Annotated in this window: 19 protein-coding genes; 12 read left to right on the top strand and 7 right to left on the bottom strand. The window is 51.0% G+C overall.

From position 1 onward, the window contains the following. The gene (gene rpmH / locus ACLPHM_RS14590) at nucleotides 1–135 is read right to left on the bottom strand and encodes a 50S ribosomal protein L34 (RefSeq protein WP_135862368.1); all 135 of its coding nucleotides are present in this window, start codon (nucleotides 133–135) and stop codon (nucleotides 1–3) included. 228 nt (nucleotides 136–363) lie between these two features. Between rpmH and dnaA the strand changes: the two genes are divergently transcribed. The 7 genes from dnaA (at nucleotide 364) to panD (ending at nucleotide 8,746) form a co-directional block, all read left to right on the top strand. Further along, on the top strand, nucleotides 364–1,779 hold the full coding sequence (gene dnaA / locus ACLPHM_RS14585; protein WP_430221947.1) for a chromosomal replication initiator protein DnaA: 1,416 nt from the start codon (nucleotides 364–366) through the stop codon (nucleotides 1,777–1,779). Between the two features lie 2 nt (nucleotides 1,780–1,781). Beyond that, entirely contained in the window at nucleotides 1,782–2,891 is a 1,110-nt protein-coding gene (gene dnaN, locus ACLPHM_RS14580) for a DNA polymerase III subunit beta (protein WP_168246808.1), read from the top strand. Nucleotides 2,892–2,921: 30 nt separating this feature from the next. Then, nucleotides 2,922–5,363, top strand: a complete 2,442-nt coding sequence (gyrB, locus tag ACLPHM_RS14575; protein WP_430221946.1) for a DNA topoisomerase (ATP-hydrolyzing) subunit B — start codon at nucleotides 2,922–2,924, stop codon at nucleotides 5,361–5,363. Nucleotides 5,364–5,636: 273 nt separating this feature from the next. Next, a complete protein-coding gene (locus ACLPHM_RS14570) occupies nucleotides 5,637–5,891 on the top strand; it encodes a helix-turn-helix domain-containing protein (RefSeq protein ID WP_430221945.1) in 255 nt (84 codons plus the stop codon). Further along, nucleotides 5,891–7,189, top strand: coding sequence for a type II toxin-antitoxin system HipA family toxin (locus ACLPHM_RS14565; protein ID WP_430221944.1), 1,299 nt, complete (start codon nucleotides 5,891–5,893; stop codon nucleotides 7,187–7,189). Before ACLPHM_RS14570 ends, ACLPHM_RS14565 begins: the two co-directional genes overlap by 1 nt. A gap of 183 nt (nucleotides 7,190–7,372) precedes the next feature. Then, nucleotides 7,373–8,074, top strand: coding sequence for a pseudouridine synthase (locus ACLPHM_RS14560; protein ID WP_430221943.1), 702 nt, complete (start codon nucleotides 7,373–7,375; stop codon nucleotides 8,072–8,074). A gap of 126 nt (nucleotides 8,075–8,200) precedes the next feature. Further along, complete coding sequence (gene panD, locus ACLPHM_RS14555; RefSeq protein WP_430221942.1) at nucleotides 8,201–8,746, top strand: aspartate 1-decarboxylase; 546 nt, start codon at nucleotides 8,201–8,203, stop codon at nucleotides 8,744–8,746. An 876-nt stretch (nucleotides 8,747–9,622) separates the two neighbouring features. On the opposite strand, the gene ACLPHM_RS14550 is transcribed toward panD, so the two are convergent. From ACLPHM_RS14550 to ACLPHM_RS14540, 3 genes are all read right to left on the bottom strand, one after another. After that, nucleotides 9,623–10,729: a branched-chain amino acid aminotransferase gene (locus tag ACLPHM_RS14550; RefSeq protein ID WP_430221941.1), complete on the bottom strand. Its 1,107-nt coding sequence runs from the start codon at nucleotides 10,727–10,729 to the stop codon at nucleotides 9,623–9,625. Between the two features lie 90 nt (nucleotides 10,730–10,819). Further along, nucleotides 10,820–12,169 (bottom strand): sensor histidine kinase, encoded by a 1,350-nt coding sequence (locus ACLPHM_RS14545; protein ID WP_430221940.1) that lies wholly within the window; start codon nucleotides 12,167–12,169, stop codon nucleotides 10,820–10,822. Then, a complete protein-coding gene (locus ACLPHM_RS14540; protein WP_430221939.1) occupies nucleotides 12,166–12,873 on the bottom strand; it encodes a response regulator transcription factor in 708 nt (235 codons plus the stop codon). Before ACLPHM_RS14540 ends, ACLPHM_RS14545 begins: the two co-directional genes overlap by 4 nt. Before the next feature lie 272 nt (nucleotides 12,874–13,145). On the opposite strand from ACLPHM_RS14540, the gene ACLPHM_RS14535 reads away from it, so the two are divergent. The 5 genes from ACLPHM_RS14535 to ACLPHM_RS14515 all read left to right on the top strand — a co-directional run bounded on the left by ACLPHM_RS14535 (nucleotide 13,146) and on the right by ACLPHM_RS14515 (nucleotide 19,340). Beyond that, a complete protein-coding gene (locus ACLPHM_RS14535) occupies nucleotides 13,146–15,389 on the top strand; it encodes a TonB-dependent receptor (protein WP_430221938.1) in 2,244 nt (747 codons plus the stop codon). A gap of 63 nt (nucleotides 15,390–15,452) precedes the next feature. Then, complete coding sequence (locus ACLPHM_RS14530; protein WP_430221937.1) at nucleotides 15,453–16,133, top strand: Fe2+-dependent dioxygenase; 681 nt, start codon at nucleotides 15,453–15,455, stop codon at nucleotides 16,131–16,133. Continuing rightward, complete coding sequence (locus ACLPHM_RS14525) at nucleotides 16,130–17,239, top strand: alpha-hydroxy acid oxidase (protein WP_430221936.1); 1,110 nt, start codon at nucleotides 16,130–16,132, stop codon at nucleotides 17,237–17,239. Before ACLPHM_RS14530 ends, ACLPHM_RS14525 begins: the two co-directional genes overlap by 4 nt. Next, nucleotides 17,236–17,718, top strand: a complete 483-nt coding sequence (locus ACLPHM_RS14520) for a Fur family transcriptional regulator (RefSeq protein WP_430221935.1) — start codon at nucleotides 17,236–17,238, stop codon at nucleotides 17,716–17,718. Before ACLPHM_RS14525 ends, ACLPHM_RS14520 begins: the two co-directional genes overlap by 4 nt. A gap of 239 nt (nucleotides 17,719–17,957) precedes the next feature. After that, complete coding sequence (locus ACLPHM_RS14515) at nucleotides 17,958–19,340, top strand: AlbA family DNA-binding domain-containing protein (RefSeq protein ID WP_430221934.1); 1,383 nt, start codon at nucleotides 17,958–17,960, stop codon at nucleotides 19,338–19,340. An 84-nt stretch (nucleotides 19,341–19,424) separates the two neighbouring features. Here ACLPHM_RS14515 and ACLPHM_RS14510 read toward each other — a convergent pair whose 3' ends face one another. From ACLPHM_RS14510 to ACLPHM_RS14500, 3 genes are read right to left on the bottom strand one after another with little or no spacing between them, the layout of a single operon-like run. After that, the gene (locus ACLPHM_RS14510; protein ID WP_430221933.1) at nucleotides 19,425–20,417 is read right to left on the bottom strand and encodes an ABC transporter ATP-binding protein; all 993 of its coding nucleotides are present in this window, start codon (nucleotides 20,415–20,417) and stop codon (nucleotides 19,425–19,427) included. Beyond that, nucleotides 20,414–21,397: an ABC transporter ATP-binding protein gene (locus ACLPHM_RS14505; RefSeq protein WP_430221932.1), complete on the bottom strand. Its 984-nt coding sequence runs from the start codon at nucleotides 21,395–21,397 to the stop codon at nucleotides 20,414–20,416. The genes ACLPHM_RS14510 and ACLPHM_RS14505 overlap by 4 nt, the downstream gene beginning before the upstream one ends. Next, nucleotides 21,397–22,308 carry an ABC transporter permease gene (locus ACLPHM_RS14500; RefSeq protein ID WP_430221931.1) on the bottom strand — a complete coding sequence of 304 codons (912 nt, stop codon included), beginning with the start codon at nucleotides 22,306–22,308 and terminating at the stop codon, nucleotides 21,397–21,399. The genes ACLPHM_RS14505 and ACLPHM_RS14500 overlap by 1 nt, the downstream gene beginning before the upstream one ends.

Raw genomic sequence — 22,308 nt, 5'->3', positions numbered from 1 at the left:
TTATACTGCTAGGCGTTTACGGCCTTTACCACGGCGTGCGTTCAGAACAGCACGACCAGTGCGGGTTTTCATACGGATACGAAAGCCGTGAGTACGTTTACGGCGAGTAACGGAAGGTTGATAAGTGCGCTTCATGGGGATTTATCCACAAATAAAGGTGCCGCCAGAAAACGCCTAATAAGGGCCTACATCCGGCAACCATGCCGGCCTCTGGCAACAAAGAATTCTTGAAAAGCTCACCATTTCAGCAAACTTTTGGCTTTTAGTCAATTGTTTAGGCCATCAATTACAATGTAAATTCTACTGTCTGTGGATAACTGGGTGCCACACAGGGTAGAATCGAGGTTTACACAAGTGAGAAATATGAACGAATTTTGGCAGTCTTGCGTTCAGACGCTTGAACAGGAGCTCCCGCCGCAGCAAATTAGTGCTTGGATACGCCCTTTGGTTCCTTTGGAATACGATGAAGGGCAGGCAATCTTGCGCCTGTCAGCGCCGAACCGTTTTAAATTGGATTGGGTGCGTAAGAATTTTGCGCACCGTATACAGGACTTGGCCAGTGAGTGGTTCGGTCGTCCTGTTGAGCTTGCGTTAGAGCTGGCTGCTAATGCGCCTGCCGCACAACCTGCTGTGCCACGTCGTATGCCATCAGCGGCATCGGGCGTGGCTGCACCGTCTGCGATGGGCGGTGGTGAACCGATGGCTGAAGCCCCTCTTGTGAATCCCGCAGCCGTTGTGGCTGATGCGGTACACGAGCGTTCGCGTTTGAATCCTGAGCTGACTTTCGATAACTTTGTGACCGGTAAAGCCAACCAGCTAGCGCGTGCTGCTGCGTTGCAGGTCGCCGAAAACCCTGGTGTGTCCTATAACCCGCTGTTCTTGTACGGTGGTGTGGGCTTGGGTAAGACTCACTTGATTCACGCGATTGGTAACGCCCTGCTGGCAAATGGCACAGGTATGCGCGTACGTTATGTGCACGCAGACCAATACGTGTCTGATGTGGTGAAAGCGTATCAACGCAAAGCGTTTGATGAGTTCAAACGCTACTACCACTCGCTGGATTTATTGTTAATTGACGATATTCAGTTTTTCGCTGGCAAGAACCGTACCCAAGAAGAGTTTTTCTATGCGTTTGAAGCGATGGTGGCTCAGCGCAAACAGATCATTATCACGTCGGACACGTATCCAAAAGAACTGTCTAATATTGATAGCCGACTGATTTCTCGATTTGACTCTGGTTTGACGGTAGCGATTGAGCCGCCCGAACTAGAGATGCGGGTCGCTATTTTGCTGCGTAAAGCACAGACCGAAGGCATTGTGATGCCCGAGGAGGTGGCGTTCTTTATCGCTAAGCATTTGCGCAGTAACGTGCGTGAACTGGAAGGTGCGCTGCGTAAGGTGTCTGCCTATGCACGTTTCCATGGCCGCGACGTGCTGAGTGTAGAAGTCTGTAAAGATGCCCTGAAAGATTTACTCTCTGTTTCCAATGGGCAGATTACGGTAGAAAACATTCAGAAAACGGTAGCAGATTTCTATAAAATCAAAGTAGCGGACATGTACTCAAAACGACGTCCTGCTAATATTGCTCTGCCCCGCCAAATTGCTATGTATTTGGCCAAAGAACTCACTCAAAAAAGTTTGCCAGAAATTGGTGAGTTGTTTGGTGGGCGGGATCACACGACGGTGCTGCATGCGGTGCGTAAAATTACTGAGGCACGCAGCAAGCAGACAGAGTTGAATCACTCTTTACACGTACTTGAACAAACCCTGAAAGGATGACCATGCAACTTGTACAAGCCTCTCGTGACGCATTGCTCAAGCCATTATCGACAGTAGTAGGGATTGTCGAGCGTCGCCACACCTTGCCTATTCTTGCCAACATTCTTTTGCGCAAAGAAGGCTCTAGGGTTTCGTTTATTGCCTCCGATATGGAAGTGCAAATCACCACTCATGCTGATTTTGGTGTGGGTGATGAGCATGTAGCGACTACGGTTGCTGCACGTAAATTACTGGATATTCTGCGTGCACTGCCTGATGTGGGCGACGTAGTGTTGTCTCTGGTAGATGGCAAACTGATTGTGCAGTCGGGACGTAGCCGCTTTGCGCTGCAAACCATGGATGCTAACGAGTTCCCTACTTTGGCTCAGCCAGAGCAGTGGGATGTGTCGTTGGCGCTGCCACAGAAAACACTGAAACACTTGTTCAATACCGCCCACTTCGCGATGGCGCAACAAGATATCCGTTACTACTTGAACGGTATGCTGTTTGTGTTTGAACCCGGTTGGGTACGTACTGTGGCAACAGATAGCCACCGTTTGGTACATAACGGTACTGAGATCGAAGGTTTGGAAAGCCGCCAAGATGTCATTGTTCCACGTAAAACAGTGCTAGAAATGCAGCGCTTGTTGGGTGAGATCGATGATGCGGTACAAATCCAAGTGGCCGGTGGCCAGATTCGCTTCAGCTTTGACCAAGTTGAGCTGATCTCCAAGTTGGTGGAAGGGAAATTCCCTGATTTCACCCGCGTGATTCCATCTACCTATACGCGCCACTTCACGGTTAACCGTGAAGCGCTGCAAGGTAGTTTGCAACGTGCGGCTATTTTGACCACCGACAAACTTCGTGGCGTACGCGTGAACTTGGCGAACCACCAGTTGCGTATTTCTGCTTCCAACGCGGAGCAAGAAGAAGCCAACGAAGAAATTGAAATTGACTACGAATTTGAACCGCTGGATGTAGGCTTTAACGTCAGCTACTTGCTGGATGTATTGGCTAACGTCAAAACCGAACAGGTACGCTGGTCGGTGCAGCCTGATTCCAATGCATCGGTGCTGATCACTCTGCCTGATGAGGATGCATTCAAATACGTTGTCATGCCAATGCGCATTTAAGCGTTGGCTTACTAAGGGTATAAACAATACATGTCAGATCAAAGCACTCCAAACACCGAGTACGGCGCCGATTCAATTCGCATGCTCAAAGGCCTGGAAGCGGTTCGTAAACGCCCAGGCATGTACATTGGCGATACCTCGGACGGTACCGGTTTGCACCACATGGTTTTCGAGGTGGTGGATAACGCCATTGACGAAGCCTTGGCGGGTCATTGTGATGAGATTCTTGTCACTATCCATGCAGACAACAGTATTTCTGTTTGCGATAACGGGCGCGGTATTCCTACCGACATTCACAAAGACGACGAAGAGCAACGTAGTGCGGCTGAAATCGTCATGACTGAACTGCACGCCGGCGGTAAGTTTGACCAGAACTCCTACAAGGTGTCTGGTGGCTTGCACGGGGTGGGTGTGTCGTGTGTGAACGCCTTGTCCGAGTGGCTGGATCTGACAATTTGGCGTAATGGTCATGAGCATTACCTGCGCTTTCAGCGTGGTGAGCGTGTAGAACCGTTGAAAGTGGTGGGCGACACTACCAAAACAGGTACACAAGTACGCTATCTTGCTGACCACGAAATTTTCAATAATATTGAATACACCTACGAGATTTTGGCAAAACGCTTACGCGAACTGTCATTCTTGAATAACGGTGTGAAAGTTAAGCTGATTGACGAGCGCCAGAACAAAGAAGAAGACTTCGCGTTTTTGGGCGGTGTTAAAGGCTTTGTGGAATACATCAACCGCGGTAAAAGCGTGTTGCACCCTAACGTGTTCTCGGTAGAAACAGAGTCCGAGGCAGGTGGTGTGTTGGTGGGCGTGGAAATCGCCATGCAGTGGAACGACAGCTACGCCGAAAACGTACTGTGTTTCACCAATAACATTCCTCAGCGTGATGGTGGTAGCCACTTAACTGGCTTGCGTGCTGCGATGACTCGCGTGCTGAACAAATACATCAGCGACAACGAGTTGGCTAAACGCGCCAAGGTAGAGACTTCTGGTGACGATATGCGCGAAGGCTTGGCTTGCGTGTTGTCAGTGAAAGTACCTGAGCCAAAATTCAGTAGCCAGACCAAAGACAAACTGGTGTCCAGTGAAGTACGTCCTGCTGTAGAAGACGCAGTAAGCCGTACCTTGGAAACTTGGTTGCAAGAAAACCCAGCGGATGCGCGCTCGGTTTGCAACAAAATTATCGAAGCAGCGCGTGCCCGTGAGGCCGCTCGTAAGGCTCGTGAAGTAACGCGTCGTAAGAGTGTGCTGGAAGGTGCTGGTTTGCCCGGCAAACTGGCTGACTGCCAAGAAAAAGACCCGGCGAAATCCGAACTGTACATTGTGGAGGGTGACTCCGCGGGTGGTTCGGCTAAGCAAGGCCGTGACCGTAAATTCCAAGCGATTTTGCCGCTGCGAGGCAAAATTCTGAACGTGGAAAAAGCACGTTTCGACAAACTGATCAGCAGCGAACAGGTCACTGTGTTGATTACCGCACTGGGTACCAGCATTGGCCCAGACTTTGACGTCAGCAAACTGCGTTACCACCGCATTATCATCATGACTGACGCGGACGTGGATGGTGCACACATTCGTACCTTGTTGTTAACGCTGATCTACCGTCAGATGCCTGAGTTGATCGAGCGTGGCTACATCTACATTGCGCAACCACCACTGTACAAAGTGAAAGTGGGCCGTGATGAGCGCTATCTGAAAGACGAAGCGGAAGAAGCCCAGTTTATGCTGAGTATCGCCGTGAAAGATGCGCAATTGCTGCCACGCGAAGGTGCAGAGCCTATTACTGGCAATGCGCTGGAAAGCTTGGTGCGTCAGTATGTATTGGCTGACCAAGTGATCGATAAGCTGTCCAAGCTAATGGATAGTGAAGTGCTGTCGGCGATTGCTGAGGGTAGCGTTATCAAGCTGGACGACGAAGCTGCTGCACAACAATCTGCAAAAGAGCTGACAGAGCGTTTGCAAGACCCTGCCAACCCACACCTGTTTAGCGTCAGCGTAGAGCAAGACGATGCGGGCCAGTGGCGTTTGCTGGCTAACCGCCTGCACCATGGTAACGTGCGTGTGAGCGTGTTTGATAAAGCCTTCTTGCGTGGTTCCGACTACCTGACACTCAGCCGTGCTGGTCAAACCTTCTTGGGTCTGATTGGTAAAGGTGCGATGGTCATGCGTGGTGAAGGCGACCGTCGTAAAGAGTCGGCCATTGACGACTTCCGTGATGCTATGCACTGGCTGCGTTCCGAAGCAGAACGTGGTGTGTCAAAACAGCGCTATAAAGGTCTGGGTGAGATGAACCCCGAGCAGCTGTGGGAAACCACCATGGACCCATCTGCCCGTCGTCTGCTGCAAGTACGTATCGAAGACGCTATTGCAGCGGATCAAGTATTCACTACCTTGATGGGTGATGAAGTTGAGCCACGTCGTGCGTTTATCGAAACTCACGCCTTGCAGGCAGGCAACATTGACGTGTAATGGCATGTGGATTTCCACACCAGTGTGATCAATGAGGTTTGAAAAAACGGACTACTTTTACGTGGTCCGTTTTTTTATGTGGCTGGTATTTTTACTGGTACATAACGCTTTTATGCCGGGCCCTACTTTCCAAAACAACGGCCCCTAGTTTTACATCAAATCTGTTGTAAATGTAAATTACATCATTTATGATGTTTTCTGTTTTTACGCCTTATTTGATGTATTTGAAGAACACATCATTTATGCTGTACTTGTTTAAGTTAGCTGTGAGACATGATGATGAAATCGGTATTGTTATTAAAAGTGGAGCAGCTCTCACCGCTTATTCGCTCGCTACGAGAAGAAAAGGGGTGGAGCCAAGCGGAACTGGCTCGTAGGCTGAACACGACTCAGCAAGCGGTTTCTCGTATGGAGAAGGATGCCTCAGGGCTTGCTTTTGCGCGGGTGTATGAAGTGCTATCCGTGCTTGATACACAGCTAGCTGCTGAGCCTAGGCGGCCCTTCAAGGATTCTATTGAGGGCTGGTAATGCGTGTTCTTGATATTTGGATGAACGGCCTTTTGGTGGGGCAGTGGCATCAGCAAGGCAGGACTGCTTCTCGACTTGTGTATGCCCCATCGTGGGTGGAGCATCCACAAGGTAGGCCACTGTCTCTCTCATTGCCAATGACTGGCACAGGGGATGGACTGCGCGGTGCGGTAGTCGACAATTATTTTGATAATCTTCTGCCGGATAACGAGGCAATACGTCGTCGTATAGGTGCACGATTCAAGGCTACATCCTTGGATGCTTTTACTTTGCTACAGAGTATTGGCCGTGATTCTGCCGGAGCGGTGCAGCTACTTCCTGAGGGTACAGCGCCACAGGATGTGAAGTCCATCAAGGGTAGGGCCTTAACGGAAGCGAAGGTTGCAGAGCACCTTAGAGGCGCGATTTTGTCTACTGGGGATAGCTCAAGTGACGACTTCCGTTTTTCATTAGCGGGTGCACAAGAGAAAACGGCGCTGCTGTGGCATAAAGGCTCTTGGCATATCCCAGAGGGGGCAACGCCAACCACCCATATTCTTAAGCTACCGCTAGGCTTAGCAGGAAACGCACGTTATGACTTGCAGCACTCCATAGAGAATGAGTGGCTTTCAATGGAGCTATTGAGGGCAATGGGGTTGCCCATTGCAAAAACGCAGATAGCTCAATTCGAGGACCAGCGCGTACTCATTGTGGAGCGATTTGACCGGCACGTTCATCCAGATGGTTGGATTGTTCGTATCCCGCATGAGGATCTGCTGCAGGCGCAAGGGTTACCATCGCATCTCAAGTATGAATCGGATGGTGGGCCTGGCGTGTCAGATATCATGGGGCTTCTGCGTGGTTCTGCTAATGTTACAGACGATAGGCAGACCTTCTTCAAGGCGCTACTGTACTTTTGGTTGCTTGCTGCCGTTGATGGCCATGCTAAAAATTTCAGCATAGCGATTGCGCCGGGCGGAACCTTCAAACTTGCTCCGCTCTATGATGTACTTTCCGCTTGGCCTTGGGTGGGAAGCGGTGCCAATCACGTTCACCTTAGAAACGTCAAAATGGCGATGGCGGTGCGCACTAAAAACCCACACTATCGTATGAATGACATTTATAGAAGGCATTGGCTTACTGTGGGTGAACAGTATATTGGTGTAGAGCCTACAATGGCTATTCTTGGTGAGTTACCCAGCATCGTAGATGGCGCCATTAATGCTGTGCAAGAGCTTGTTCCCGAAGGGTTTCCAGCGCATATAGCAGATACAATCTTTGAGGGTATTAGAAGTAATCTGGCTCGCCTTGCTTTGTAGTGCAGACATGTTGCCATGTCGATCGACGTTTGTAGAGTTGCCATTGGCCAAGTCTTTCATAAACGCTGGTCTACTACTGTAAAAATCTATAGTTTCTTTGCCCTGTAGTGAGTTCATTTCGTTGTTAAGATGAACGCAGTTAAAAACAGAAAATTAGTTAACAACGCTTTGTTTGGAAATAGAATGCGCCTAGACAAGTTTCTTGGTGAGAGCACCGATCTCAGCCGCTCTGATGCACGTAAGGTGCTTAAAAGTGAGGAAATCACGGTTAACGGCGAGGTGGTCACTAAAGGCACCTACGTGGTGCAGGAAGGCGACGTCGTTAAGTGGGAAGATGACGTGCTTGAGCTGATTGGTTTGCGTTACCTGATGCTCAATAAGCCGGCGGGTTACGAGTGCAGTCTGAAAAATAGCGCTTACCCTTCAATCATGACGCTGTTGGATATAGAAAAGCGTGACCGTTTGCACACCGTAGGTAGGCTGGATGTGGATACCACCGGGCTGATTTTGATTACGGATGACGGCCAATGGACGCACCGTATTATTTCACCGCGTCACCAGTGCGATAAGGTCTATGTAGCGACCTTGGCAGAGCCGTTGCCTGATAATGCTGAAGCGCTCTTTCAAGCCGGTATTTTGTTGAACGGTGAAGACAAGCCTACGCTTCCTGCTGTGCTAGAACGCATTGATGAGCGCACGGCACGACTCACTATTCAGGAAGGCAAATACCATCAGGTTAAACGCATGTTTGCCTCGTTGGGGAACTTGGTTCTGACCTTGCATCGTGAGCGTATTGGTTCTTTAGCGTTGGATGACACGTTGGAACTCGGCGAGTCTCGCTACTTAACCCCTGCCGAAGTGCAGCAGTTTGTAGAAGAAGGCTAACGTGGTTTTCCTACTCCTACGCCACTATTTGCGTAGAGATTGGGTAAAATGACTTAGCAATCAACGGGGCCTGCGGCTCATCACGTTGAAACCACTATTTTTATCTTTTGATGGCCCATTACTAGCATGAAAAAAGTTGTCCGCGCCAAGCTGCACGGTATCACCATTACCGGAGCGGATCTGAACTACCATGGTTCCATTACCTTGGATCCGGAAGTCTGCGAACAAGCAGGTATTTTTCCGATGGAGTTCGTGGAAATCTGGAATAAGCAAAGCGGTGCGCGGATTTCTACTTACGTGATTTATGGTGAGCCAGGCTCACGCTGCTGCATTTTGAACGGTGCTGCTGCACGTACGTGCCAGAAAGGCGATCAGGTCATTATTTGCGCATCCGAGTATGTGCAAACCGCTGAGCTGTACGATCTGCGCCCTACCGTGCTGACTTTCACACCTGATAATCAGATTGATGAAGTCATGCACTACGAAGTGCGTAAAACGCCTGAGCGCGATTTTGATTTCCGCATCGTGCGTGACGACCGCCCTACTTCTGATCAGCGTACGTTGGTGGATGTAGATGTGGCTGCCCTGACTGCTGATCTTAAAGCGCGTGGGTTAAGTGATCATGCGATTGCGGATGTGCTGTCTTGCCATCTGTCGCAGTTTGCGCGTTAAGGTGTTTTAGCGGTGTCTATACTGCGGTAGAGAAACGTGTTGCGGTATAAGTTGAATAAGCCCCTGTAGAGATGCAGGGGTTTGTTTTTTGGGCTGTACAAGGTTGCTTACGATAATAGTTTGTAAGGCTGTGACGCTCTATTCATCGCACGCGCTGGGAACTGCAGGAATACTTTTTGTGATTTGTACACCAAATCAAAAAAGTTTCCTCTCCGTCCCCCGGCTGTTCTGAATGTGGAGAGGTTTACAGCCCTTTCTTGTGTGCCGTTGGCCTGTTTTTAATGAGCCAATTGAATGGCGTAATCCTCATACAAAAGCGGGACATAGAACACTGGCATGTCTATATTTGTGCTTAAGACATAGTATCTATACATGTACTACAGGCACTTTTTATAGCTTCTGATTTCTGACTGTGGATAAAGTTTGACCCTCTTGATTGCGTGTTGTTATGTAGCGTGAGCTGGCTAGAGCAAAGCCTAAGGCTACAGCCGCTAATAGAGGGAGGGCTTATCGCACACCACGCGATACATTCTCCGTTACGGTGCTTGAATGCAGCTAGGCCTCCCCTCCTTTCCCAAGAGTGGTGGCTTGTTAAAGGCGCAGTCAGAATGTGCTTTTATTTGTTGCAGAAGGACCCACTATTCTCATCAGCAACTACTCTAAAAACCGTGGCAAGCCATGAAGGGAAGGCGGAGGGAAGTATTTTTTTATTTGGTGTACAAATTAAAAAATACTTTCGCAGCCTAAGGCTACGGCAGCCCAGTGCTGGCACGTAGCAATGATGACTAGCTACCACAGATACTTAAGTACTGCCCCCGCCACCATAAAAAAAGCCCGACGCAAGCATCGGGCCTTTTCTACAGCTTGGTGAAAAACTTACACCAAACGTACCAACCAACCGTGTGGATCTGGAGCGCGACCGTACTGCAGATCGGTCAATGCTTGACGCAGTTCCATGGTGATTTTGCCTGCTGGTGCATCTGGGTTGCCAATTGCGAAGTCATGGCCTTTCAGTTGGCCAATAGGGGTCACCACAGCAGCTGTACCACACGCAAAGGCTTCTACGATATCGCCGGAAGCAACGCCTTCGCGCCATTCTTCAACGGTGATACGACGCTCCTCAACCTCGTGGCCGCGATCGCGTGCGAGTTGGATGATGCTAGCGCGGGTAATACCTTCCAAGATGCTGCCGGACAGTGCTGGGGTCAGTAGGCTGCCGTCTTTGCGTACCAAGAACAGGTTCATACCACCCAGTTCTTCCAAGTATTTGCCTTCTACGGAATCCAAGAACAGTACTTGTGAACAGCCGTTGTCGCTGGCTTCTTGTTGTGGCACTAAGGATGCCGCATAGTTACCACCACATTTGGCTGCACCGGTACCGCCACGGCCTGCGCGGTTCAGCTCTGTAGACAACCAGATAGATACGGGTGCTACGCCTTTGGCGAAGTAGGCACCGGCTGGGCTGGCAATCACGTAGTAAGCGGCGCGTTGTGCAGCGCGTACGCCTAGGAAGCTTTCGTTGGCAATGGTAAATGGGCGCAGGTACAAGCTGGTTTCTGCTGCAGAAGGCACCCAGTCAGCGTCGGTTTTGACCAGTTGTTTGATGGATTCTACGAACAAGTCTGTAGGCAACTGAGGCAAGGCCAAGCGGCTGGCAGAACGCTGCAAACGAGCGGCGTTGGCGTCGGGACGGAATGTCCAGATAGAGCCATCAGCGTGACGGTAGGCTTTTAGGCCTTCAAAGATTTCCTGACCGTAATGCAGCACCGATGACGCAGGATCCAGTTGCAGTGGGCCGTAAGGCTGAATGCGGGCATCGTGCCAACCTTGCTCGACGCTCCAATCAATGGCAGCCATGTGATCGGTGAAGTACTGACCAAAACCCGGTTTAGCCAGAATGGTGGCGCGATCTTCCGCGGAACGTGGATGAGTAGAACGGTTGATACTAAAGGCCAGCGATGGCTGAGCGGATTCGGTATTCATGTCAAAGCTCTGCTAAGAGGAAATAAACAATCCTTTAGTGTATTCCAAACTGGGCAGAATGGTGACGCCCTTGCTGGTTCTCCACGATTTTTAGGCAGGATTATGTGGTTGGTCGTGAAAACGCAAGGTAAAACATGTGCCGTGGCCGTCTGCAACAGGGGAAGTCACTTCTAATTGCCACGATTGCATCTGGCAAACCCGTTTCGCAATGGCAAGGCCTAAGCCTGCTTGGTGTTCAAGCTCGCTGCCGGTGTTCGAGGATATCGTCGCTTGCGGGTCTACGAGTTGGTCTGTGTGCCTATGGCTGAAATAGCGCTCAAAGATAGAGACCAGTTCGTCTGCGGCAATACCTGGGCCATCATCCGTAAACTGTAGGCCGTTGTCGATTGAGGTGACGGTTAAGGTTGCAGGGGCTGCGTGGGCGATGGCGTTACGCAAAATATTGCGTATGACAGTCATTAGGGCATGGTGGTTGAGGCAGGGACGCTGAGCGGTGTCCACCCTGTTTTTAATCACTAATTTAGCGTTTTCGGCATCTTGTGCTTGCCCTTCTATGGCGTCTTGCATGCAATCATAAAGGGAGATTTCAGCACGGGTCTCGGTATCACCTGCATGGCAAAGGTTGTAGGTGCTTTCCAGTGATTGTTTGATGTCATGCACGGCGTGCACGATGCGCTGTAGACGTGGGCGTTCTGACTCGTTGACCATGTGGTGGCGCAACATTAACTCGGCATCACTGCGAATAATACTCAGTGGCGTACGAATTTCATGATGCAGGTTAGCAGTGAACTCACGTTGGTTGGCAATGGTGGCGTCTACCTGATCTTGCGCACGGCTAAAAATCTCCATCAGCCTAGCTTCTTCATCTGTGTGCGGGATAGCACTTTTATAGTCACTGGGTAACCAGCGCGTGAGCCGTTCTGTGAGCGTATTGATGGGGGTGACTAACCAGCGGGCGATGGCTTTACTAAAGAATAGGGCCAGCAAGGTACATAGCAGCACAATCCCTGCTAACGCCAGCGCAAAATGGCGTGATTGCTCTACCAGCACTACCGAGTCGTACATCACGTATAGACGGCCATCCATCACGTCGGCCACTTGTACGTGCCACGCAGTGTTGCCTTTATCTATATAGTGCAGACCTGGCGGTAAGTCGCGTAGTTCTTCAGGCATGCTGGGGGATAAAAACAGATCACTCTCCCCCCATGCATACATGGACGGCCCCATGTCACGCTCAAAGGCTTGTTGCCAGTGCTCACTAAAGCGGGATACCCGAACCGCAATGCGTTTGGATTCGGTTTGTACCAGGGTATCCAGCATGTTTTCTTCTAGTGCGTTGTAGATCGCATAGGTCACCACAGCCGACAAGCTGACCGCTAGAAAGATTAACAGAGTGAGTACTAAGGTGATGCGTCCTGATAACGAACGTCGTAGTTTCATGGGGTATCCAGCGTGAGTCGCCAACCTATGCCATGCACGGTTTCTATGCCTTCGTAATGGTGTTGTTGCAGCGTTTTGCGCAAGAGGTGCAATTGACTGCGTAGGGCCTCAGAGGAAGGAGGCTCGCCTTGCCACAAATACTCTTCCAATTTTTGCCTAGGTACGATGCGACCGGAGTAGCGCATCAGCATTTCTAGAATCATCAGGCATTTGCGTGGCAGCTTAATGATTTCGCCGTTAATGCTCAGGCTTTTGTCGGCGACCGCGTAGCACAGTGGGCCGTATTGCAGCGAAAAAGCGGTATCGCACAACTGCCGTGAACGACGTATCAGCGCTTGGGCACGCACGACGACTTCTTCTAGCGCAAAGGGCTTGGTGAGGTAGTCGTCAGCACCGCTGGCAAAGCCTTGCAGTTTGTCTTCCAGTGTTGCCCTCGCCGTCAGTAAAAGTACGGGCGTAGACAGACTAAGTTTACGGCGCATTTTTTGCAGCATGCTCAAACCATCCATGCCGGGCAGACCTATATCCAGCAGCACCAGATCGTAGTTGCCTTGCTCTAAGCGATATAACGCCGATGGTGCATCTCTAGAAATGTCAGCAGTAAAGCCTTCGGCTTCTAGGGTGAGCAGAATGTTTTCGGCAATCACTGTTTCGTCTTCGACGATCAGTACGGTGTAGGGGATAGGGTTTTGTTTTTCGGTCATGAGGATGGTCTGTGGACGGCATCCTGAAAGACGCTTCAGGCAGGCGTAGACATTTAGGGTAGCAGAGTCTGCGTGAAATTATCATTGAATTATAAATAAGATTGATTATTGTTTTGTTTTATTGTTTCTCGGCGTTTTATTGACGAAAACTTCACGAGTCACTCTCTATTCTGGAATAAGAACAAGTCTCATTTGTTTTGATCGGCGGCTTTTACTAGGGGCAACACCTCGGCTGTAAAGGTTGGCCCTTTTTTATTTCAGGAGAGAGGTACGTGTTAAGTAATTACGCGTCAGCGCAGCAGCAGGACAAAGCGCTGGAGGGGACAACTGTTTTGTCCATGGACAGTTTCAAGCCGGCATTTGGTTCGGTAATGTTGGCAGGCGCCATGGTCGCTATGTCACCAGTACAAGCAGAAGAAAACAGCGCTACAGCCGCCGAAGCTACTGTTCTTAAAGAAATTCGAGTCATGGGTGGAGTACCTAACGATACTTACCAAACCCCTAACTCGCTTTCTAGCCCTAAATTTACCGCCCCCTTATTAGACACCCCCCGCACGGTGAACATCATCACCGAGCAACAAATGAAAGACCGTGGTGCCACCTCGTTGCAAGACGTGCTGCGTACTACACCTGGGGTGACCTTGGGTTCGGGTGAAGGTGGTACCCCAGTGGGTGACCGTCCATTCATTCGCGGCTACGAAGCCAGTACCGACATTTTCATTGATGGGTTGCGTGACTACGCTCGTGGTTCGCACGAAACCTTCAACTTGGAAGCAGTAGAGATCATCAAAGGGCCAAGCTCTGCCTACACAGGCCGTGGTGGTACCGGTGGTAGCATCAACTTGACCACTAAAGCGCCACGCTTGGAGCCATTTGTAGAGTTGAGCGCAGGCTTTGGTAATGCCAGCCAGTGGCGCACCACGGCGGATGCCAACATGCCTATTGGCGATACCGTTGCTATCCGTTTGAACGTGATGAAAATGGGCGGTGATGTGCCCGGTCGAGATGGCCCAGAAATTGATCGTTGGGGCGTAGCGCCATCCATTGCCTTTGGTTTGGGGACCCCTACCCGCCTGACGCTGTCGTATTCCGAGTTGAAAAACAAAGATACGCCAGACTTGGGTATTCCATTTGCCAACAAAGCGAATGACCGCGACACCCCACCTAACGTGGATAGAGAGAACTTTTATGGTCGTATGAACGCGGACTTCCGCGAGAACACCATGAAAACCTCCACGATGCTGTTTGAACATGACTTCTCGGATCAAACACACTTCCGTAATATCACGCGTCATTCTGAGGCGTTGAACCATTATTTGATGAGCCGCCCCAGCTTCGATAATTGCACGGCGACTTCTGGCCCTCCATGCTCTACCGAAGGCCCTGATGCCCAATTCAGACGCGATGACCGCGCTCGCTGGCGCTACAACACTGCTATCCAGAACCAAACGGATGTGTATGGCACCTTCAACACGGGTTCGTGGAAACACTCATACAGTGCTGGGGTAGAGTTCACGTACGAAAAAGTGTTTAGTCGGGATATGCAGGGGTTGCCAGGACGTGAAAACGGCTCATTGTGGAACCCCAATCCTAATCAGCCTTACGACTTCAACATTACCTATGGGCCTAAAACCCAAGACGGTTACATCAAAACGCGCTCTATTTACTTCATGGACACCATCGCGCTCAGCGAACAGTTCTTGTTGAACTTGGGTCTGCGTCGTGAAAGTTTCACTGTGGATAACATGAAGCTTGAGCGTAAGGACGATTTCTGGAACTACCAATTAGGTGCTGTGTACAAACCCGCTGAAAACGGCAGTATCTACGTGTCGTACGCAACGTCTTCTAACCCCGCCGGTGAAAACTTAGGCCAAGGTGGTGGTGCGGATGGTGTGGGTGGTTCAGCTACCGTGCGCGACATGAAGCCCGAGAAGAGCTACAGCTGGGAAGTTGGTACTAAGTGGGATGTGTTCGACGAACGCTTGTCACTGACTGGTGCGTACTTTGAAACCCACAAAACCGATGCGCGTTCTACAGACCCATTAACCGGTGATGTCACGCTAAACGGTAGCAACCGTGTACGCGGTATCGAACTGGGTGTATCGGGTGCCATTACCCCACGTTGGAATGTGTGGGCGGGTTACACCTACTTAGCACCTAAGATCAAAAAATACCGCAGTGGTACTAGCGTGTATGACGGCAACCAAACCAAGTTTATCGCGCGTAACAGTGCCAGCTTGTGGACAACCTACAAGATCTTGCCCGAGCTGACGTTGGGTGGTGGCGTGACCTACTTGGGCAAACGCTACGTAGACGATGCCAACACACTGGAATTGCCTAGCTACCTGCGTTACGACGCTATGTTGCAGTACGACGTAAGTAAGAGTTTGTCCCTGCAGTTCAACGCCAATAACCTGTCTAACAATGCGCTGTATGACGCATCGCACGTAGGGATATTTGCAAACGTCGCTCCCGGACGTTCTTATATGTTCAGTGCTACCTATCGCTGGGAGTAAGCCATAGGACAGCAACAGAGTCCGTTCGCGACGGCTCTGTTGCTGGCACATTAGGAGAAACAGATGATTCTGGTGATTCCCGAAGTTTTCAGTGCAGAAGAGTGCCATGCCATACGTGAACGGCTGGCACAGGCATCTTGGCAAGATGGCCGTGCCACCGCAGGTTATATCGCGGTACAGCAAAAAAGTAATGAGCAGTTGAATGTGCAAGACCCTGTGGCGATAGAACTTGCTCAAGCGGTGTTGCAACGTTTGTCCTCGTTGCCTACGTTTGTGTCCTTTGCCCTGCCCCTGAAAATACTGCCGCCTATGTTTAACCGCTACCAAGGCGGGGGCGCTTACGGGTTTCATATTGATAACGCCATACGCGTGCACCCACAAACGGGTGAGCGTATACGTACAGACATTTCCACCACCGTATTTTTGAGCGACCCAGATAGCTACGAAGGTGGTGAGCTAGAAATTCAAGACAACTACGGTACACAGCGCATCAAACTACCCGCTGGTCATGCGGTGGTGTACCCCGGCACCAGCTTGCACCGCGTCTGTCCGGTCACGCAGGGCGAGCGCCTTGCGGCCTTCTTCTGGACACAAAGCATGGTGCGCGAAGACAGTGCGCGTCATTCCTTATACGAACTGGATAACGTGGTGCAGCAATTGGCGAGCCGTGGTGATTCGGTGGATGAGGCCACACGCTTATCTGGCGTGTATCACAACCTTATACGCCAGTGGGGAGAAACATGAGCCAAGCCGAGGCATCCCTACAAGGGCTAAGCTGTTTGGCCGACTACGCACAACGTGCCAGCGAGCGACTGCCGGCAGCGACGTGGGCGTATGTGAACGCGGGGGCGGCGGATGGCATCACCCAACGTCGTAATGCGGCAGCCTTTGAGCAGCGAATGCTATGGCCGCGTGTATTGCGCCATATTACCGAGGGCAACACCGAACTAGAGTTATTCGGCAAACGTTATGCACACCCTATTTTCATCGCCCCCACGGCTTTTCATGCCTTAGCGCATGCCGATGCAGAACGCGCGACCGCTATTGCCGCGGCAGCATTGCAAGCTGTGTACGTGGTCAGTACCCAAGCCAGTGTCAGCTTAGAGGACGTAGCCGCTGCTGCGCCCGGCCCACGCTGGTTTCAGTTGTATTGGCAGGCCGATAAAGAGGTCAATTTGGCCTTATTGCGTCGTGCTGAGGCGGCCGGTTACGAAGCCATCGTGATGACAGTAGATGCCCCCATACAAGGCAGCCGTAATGCCGAGCAACGATCTGGCTTTAGCCTGCCTGCGAGCATCAAGCCCGTGAACTTGCTGCCCTATGCAGACAAGTTGCAAACGCCCGGCGTCTTAGAAGCTGGGCAGTCTTTATTTCAGCATCCCCTCGTCACTCACATGGCGAGTTGGGATGACGTGGCATGGTTAGTCAAACACACCACCCTACCCGTACTAGTAAAAGGCATCCTGCACCCGGCTGATGCGCAGCTAGCTGTGCAAGCGGGGGCGGCGGGAGTGATCGTGTCTAACCACGGTGGGCGTGTACTAGACAGCGTGCCTGCCACTTTAGATGTATTACCGCTAGTGGTAGCCGCCGTTGGTGCCCACGTACCCGTGTTGGTGGATGGCGGCATACAACGTGGCACAGACGTACTAAAAGCCTTGGCCTTAGGCGCTAAGGCCGTATTAATTGGGCGGCCCGTATTGCACGGGTTGGCGGTCGCAGGCGCTACAGGGGTAGCGCACGTATTGCACCTACTGCGCACCGAACTAGAAAGCAGCATGGTGTTAAGCAGTGTAGGTTCCTTGGAAGACATAGATTCTTCCCTACTTTGGCAAGGGAGTAAAAAATGACGAATGTACTAATGGCCCACAGCGTGGGCGCAGGCTTGTTGCGTCAAGCAGGTATACGCATGACACTGGCGCGTTTGGCGGTACTGAATGTGCTGCACGAACAGAAAGAAGCCATGACCGTAGAAGAAATCTTCAACCAACTACAGCACCACAACACACCGCTTAGTCTGGGGACGGTGTATGGCACGCTGAAGCATCTGAATGATGCTGGCGTGATCTACGCACATATGGAGCAAGGTAGGAAGCTGCTGTATTCCATGCAGGATGAACAGCCTGTGGGGAGCATGAGTTGCGTCACCTGCGGCAAAAAACAATCCATGGACGACAAACGGATATTACACGCGGTGGAGCAAGCGTGTGCAGATCAGGGCGTGAAGCTGGAGATGTATAGGCTGAACGTGTCGGTGGTGTGCGAGGAGTGTGTGGAGCAGCCTAAGGTTAGGGTTGTGGGGGGGGGATTCCACGAATGTTTTATATAGATGGCTTAGATATGCAGGGTGGCTAGAAGAGGAAATCAGAAAGACTAGTCCCTATGCAACATAGAGGCTCTTTTAATAAAGAGAATATGATTGGGAAGGGTATTGTATGCGCGTTGTGAGTTCGTCTAGGGTATAAAACGATCATAGGCTTTACTCTTTTTCAAAAGAATAAAGCTGTATTGCATGTCACTCTACATGGTTTTTTCGGAAGAGTACTACTTGATTAGGTGGACCGGACAATGGCTCATTATTCACCCTTTAATAAGAAATCTATACAGGATATTGATGTTGACGACCTGAAGGATCTGAGACAATCGGTTGAGGGTTGGTACATAGAATATAAACGTGAGACACCAAATGCAGTAGCTATCGCTAAATCTATATCTGCATTTGCTAATACGTATGGTGGATGGCTTTTTATTGGGATAGCTGAAGAGTCCAAAGAACGGTCTGTAGCGGGAGATTTTCTTGGCGTTCCTCGCTGTGACGTGGATCCGTCGCTACAACGATTACGCAAAGCAGCAACTGATCTTTTAAATCCTACCCCTCATTTTGAAACGAAAGTTCTGTGGGGGCCTAGCACAGATATTGGGCTGTCTGCGGATAATGCTGTTATTTGCGTGTGGGTTCCACAGAGTATTTCGGCCCCACATGTGCATAAGACAGGGCAGATTTATCGTCGTGTTTCTGATGCCTCAGAGCCTAAGCCGGAAAGCGATCGTTTTGTTCTGGACCAGCTATGGCGTCGAGCAGATGAGATTAAACAATATCATCGAAACTGGTATGAGCAAGATCCTGAATTATCGGAGAATGAGGAGAATAGGCCTTATATCCGTCTAATGCTTATTGCTGAACCTTGGGGAGAGCGAGATGTCTGGATTAATGCTGATAACGAAGATATATGTACAGCGCTTAGCAAAACGACTGGAGTAAGCGCAATTCCGTTTGATAATTTTTATACTTTAGGTGATGAGCTCATCGGACGACAGCTAAATGGTAATGATCCGCATAACCTCACCCTGACATGGCGGCTGCGTAGGAGTCTAGTTAGCGATGTAATCATTCCTCTCCCTTTGCTCCTACCAAACAGTCTGGATGCCTTGGAGTTAGATCTTGCAGGTTATGTCAACACACAACGTTTTATTGATGTCCTAAAGAAATATCAAACTAGTACTATTCGTATAGTTGATATTAATTATCTCTTCAATATTCTTATCGGGGTTGCCGAGATTCAGGAGAGGCTTTGTGCACTTGCAAATTGGTCTGGAAATTATTTTTTGAAGGTAAAACTATTAAATTCATGGCGAACAGTACCGTTTGTTGATGTTGTTGAGATACTGGATAGGTTTGAAAAGTACGGTCCGCCAATGTGTTTGGATTCAACTATTGCTCTTCCACGTCAAACTGGCCCGGAGAAATATTTTGAGATCTCTAGGCAGAGCGACATTGAGCAACATGAAGCAAGAATGCTGCTTCAAGCACTTAATATGTTCACGCCGTTAGCTTTGTCATATGGCATTCCAGATTGGTTGCCTCATGATCAAGATGGGCTGGAGCAACCATATTATAGCTTGTTGCAAGCAGCTGGCCGTAGAGCGCTTGAATTGCAAAAACGGAGGTGAGGAATAACAAGAGTGATGAGTAATTTCCTCTATCAGCATGTAACCCGTAAGACGCTTACTTATTTATTGTTAAGATATTACTTACTAAAGGTGATCACCAACCGCATGACAAGCCACCTGCGTCCCCCCTTCATAACTCACCAACGCCGGAGCCTCACGCTTACAGCGCTCATTCGCCAGCGGGCAGCGTGGGTGGAAGGTACAGCCTGAGGGTGGGTTCAGCGGGTTAGGCACTTCGCCCGCCACCGGCGTACGCGCTTTGCCGCTGCCACTCATATCTGGAATCGCCCCCAGCAGCATACGTGTGTACGGGTGCTGTGGCTTGTTAAACAGCGCGTCGCGCTCGGCGATTTCGACTATACGCCCTAAGTACATCACACCTACGCGATCAGCCACGTGGTGCACGACAGCCAAGTTGTGTGAGATGAAGAGGTAGCTTAGCCCCAGCTCGCGCTGTAGGTCTTTCATCAGGTTCAGCACCTGCGCTTGTACGGATACGTCCAAAGCAGATGTAGGCTCGTCACAGACGATGAAGTCTGGTTTCAATGCCAAGGCACGCGCGATAGAAATACGCTGGCGTTGCCCCCCTGAAAACTGGTGTGGATAACGATGTTGGTCGGCGGCGCTTAGGCCTACTTGTTCCAACAACTCCCCTACGCGTTTTTGTTGTTCAGCTTTGCTGAGCTGGGTATGGGTTTTGAGTGGCTCGGCAATGATGCGGCCTACGCGCCAGCGTGGGTTGAGGCTGGCGTAGGGGTCTTGGAAGATCATTTGCAGACGTTTGCGCAACGCGTGTTGTTGCGCGGCGTTCATGCTGCTGAGTTCTGCCCCTTCAAAGCTAATTGATCCACGGGTAAGCGGGTATAAGCCTGCTAATAGCCGTGCGACGGTGGATTTTCCACAGCCGGACTCGCCTACCAAGGCCAAGGTTTCTCCACGGTTTAGGGTGAAGGATACGCCGTCTACGGCGCGCAGCATGACTCTGGGTTTGCGGTAGAGGGTACGTTCCAACCACGATGGGGAGACGTCAAACCAACGTGCGGCATCACGCACTTCTACTAGTGGCGCAGTACTCATGCTACTGGCTCCTCAATTGGGGCGTGATGCAGCCAACAGGCAACTTGGCCTTGTTCGTGCTGCTGTAATTCTGGGCGTTTCTGGGTACAGACTGGCATGGCCGCGCTACAGCGCGGGTGGAAGGCACAGCCGGTAGGGATGGCGTTTAAACGCGGCATGCTACCGGGGATTTGTTCTAGCCTTTCTGTTCCGCTGTCTAGCGTGGGAATGGAGCGCATCAACCCACGGGTATAGGGGTGTGATGGTTCGCGGATAATGTCGCGCACAGGGCCTATTTCTATGATGCGGCCAGCATACATCACCGCTACACGGTCGGCGGTTTCAGCGATGACACCCATGTCGTGGGTGATCAGCATGACCGCTGTGCCTTTGGATTTACACAGGTCTTTAAGCAGGTCGATGATCTGCGCCTGAATGGAGACGTCCAAGGCGGTGGTTGGCTCGTCGGCCACGATTAGTTCTGGGTCGGCCGCCAAGGCCAGCGCAATCACTACGCGTTGACGCATACCGCCAGAGAACTGGTGGGGGTAGTGGTTAATACGTTCACGTGCTGCTGGAATGCCGGTGGATTCTAATAAGCTGATGGCGCGCTCTTGGGCGTCGTGCTTAGACAGCGGTAGGTGGGTTTGTATGGTTTCTACCAGCTGTCTGCCCACGGTGTACAAGGGGTTCAGCGAGGTGAGCGGGTCTTGGAAGATAGCGCCAATGCGGCGGCCACGTATGTTGCGCAACTGCTTTTCTGGCAAGTTATCGATGCGCTCGTCGTGCAGGTAGATAGCACCATTACTTACGCGCCCTGGGGGTTCTAGCAAGCCTATGATGGCTGCACCCGTTAGGGATTTACCGGCACCGGATTCGCCTACTACGCCCAGAATTTCGCCTTTGCTGATGTGAAACGAGACGTCATCTAAGGCTTTGAGTACGCCGCGGCGGGTAGGAAACTCTACCGCCAGCTTATCCACAGTTAATAAAGCGCTCATTAGTTCAGCCTCGGGTTCAGTGCGTCGCGCAGCCAGTCACCTAATAGGTTGACGGACAGCACCAGCAATACCAGCATCACGCCGGGGAAAATGGTGATCCACCATTCGCCAGAAAACAGGAAGTCGTTACCCACCCGTATTAAGGTGCCCAATGAGGGCGAGGTGGGCGGAACTCCTACCCCTAAGAATGACAGGGTGGCTTCGGTAATAATGGCGGTGGCTAAATGCACCGTGGCTAACACCAATACCGGGCCCATGACGTTAGGCAGTACGTGGCTAAACATGATGCGACTGCGGGAAACGCCAATGACTTTTGCAGCCTGCACGTATTCGCGGTTTTTTTCTACCATGGTGGAGCCACGCACGGTACGGGCATATTGCGGCCAACCCGCCAAGGCGATTGCGCCTACTAAGACTGGGAAGGCAATGCTTTCTAGCATGTCGGCAGGCACAGCGGCGCGTGCTACGCCATCAATCAGTAGTGCAATCAGAATGGCGGGGAAGGACAATTGAATGTCCGCAATACGCATAATCAGCGCATCCACACGGCCACCGGCGTAACCGGCAATAAGGCCCAAAATAATGCCTACCACCATCGCTAAGGCGACTGAGGCAAAGCCAATCAGCAGCGAGATGCGTGTGCCGTACAGCAGCGCGGAAAACAGGTCACGCCCTTGGCTGTCTGTACCCAGTAAGTAGGTGCTTTGGCCATCAGCTTCCCAAGCGGGAGGAAGTAGGTAATCCAGTAGGTTGATGCTGGCCAGATCAAAGGGGTCGTGTGGGGCTATCCAGTTGGCGCCCAGTGAGCCTACTAGCAGCAAAAACAAAATGATGCTGGCCACAATGGCGACGGGGGAATGACGCCATGACCACGCCAGATCGCTATCCCAAAAACGTTTTAAGCTATCCAT

Source organism: Paenalcaligenes sp. Me131, assembly GCF_050487225.1.
Classification (GTDB): domain Bacteria; phylum Pseudomonadota; class Gammaproteobacteria; order Burkholderiales; family Burkholderiaceae_B; genus Paenalcaligenes.
The sequence above is the reverse complement of the archived record's forward strand: the minus strand, read 5'-3'. Positions and strand labels throughout refer to the sequence as shown.

Coding starts and splice junctions, on each gene's coding strand:
- rpmH (WP_135862368.1), bottom strand. CDS start 135: ATGAAGCGCACTTATCAACCTTCCGTTACTCGCCGTAAACGTACTCAC.
- dnaA (WP_430221947.1), top strand. CDS start 364: ATGAACGAATTTTGGCAGTCTTGCGTTCAGACGCTTGAACAGGAGCTC.
- dnaN (WP_168246808.1), top strand. CDS start 1,782: ATGCAACTTGTACAAGCCTCTCGTGACGCATTGCTCAAGCCATTATCG.
- gyrB (WP_430221946.1), top strand. CDS start 2,922: ATGTCAGATCAAAGCACTCCAAACACCGAGTACGGCGCCGATTCAATT.
- ACLPHM_RS14570 (WP_430221945.1), top strand. CDS start 5,637: ATGATGATGAAATCGGTATTGTTATTAAAAGTGGAGCAGCTCTCACCG.
- ACLPHM_RS14565 (WP_430221944.1), top strand. CDS start 5,891: ATGCGTGTTCTTGATATTTGGATGAACGGCCTTTTGGTGGGGCAGTGG.
- ACLPHM_RS14560 (WP_430221943.1), top strand. CDS start 7,373: ATGCGCCTAGACAAGTTTCTTGGTGAGAGCACCGATCTCAGCCGCTCT.
- panD (WP_430221942.1), top strand. CDS start 8,201: ATGAAAAAAGTTGTCCGCGCCAAGCTGCACGGTATCACCATTACCGGA.
- ACLPHM_RS14550 (WP_430221941.1), bottom strand. CDS start 10,729: ATGAATACCGAATCCGCTCAGCCATCGCTGGCCTTTAGTATCAACCGT.
- ACLPHM_RS14545 (WP_430221940.1), bottom strand. CDS start 12,169: ATGAAACTACGACGTTCGTTATCAGGACGCATCACCTTAGTACTCACT.
- ACLPHM_RS14540 (WP_430221939.1), bottom strand. CDS start 12,873: ATGACCGAAAAACAAAACCCTATCCCCTACACCGTACTGATCGTCGAA.
- ACLPHM_RS14530 (WP_430221937.1), top strand. CDS start 15,453: ATGATTCTGGTGATTCCCGAAGTTTTCAGTGCAGAAGAGTGCCATGCC.
- ACLPHM_RS14525 (WP_430221936.1), top strand. CDS start 16,130: ATGAGCCAAGCCGAGGCATCCCTACAAGGGCTAAGCTGTTTGGCCGAC.
- ACLPHM_RS14520 (WP_430221935.1), top strand. CDS start 17,236: ATGACGAATGTACTAATGGCCCACAGCGTGGGCGCAGGCTTGTTGCGT.
- ACLPHM_RS14515 (WP_430221934.1), top strand. CDS start 17,958: ATGGCTCATTATTCACCCTTTAATAAGAAATCTATACAGGATATTGAT.
- ACLPHM_RS14510 (WP_430221933.1), bottom strand. CDS start 20,417: ATGAGTACTGCGCCACTAGTAGAAGTGCGTGATGCCGCACGTTGGTTT.
- ACLPHM_RS14505 (WP_430221932.1), bottom strand. CDS start 21,397: ATGAGCGCTTTATTAACTGTGGATAAGCTGGCGGTAGAGTTTCCTACC.
- ACLPHM_RS14500 (WP_430221931.1), bottom strand. CDS start 22,308: ATGGATAGCTTAAAACGTTTTTGGGATAGCGATCTGGCGTGGTCATGG.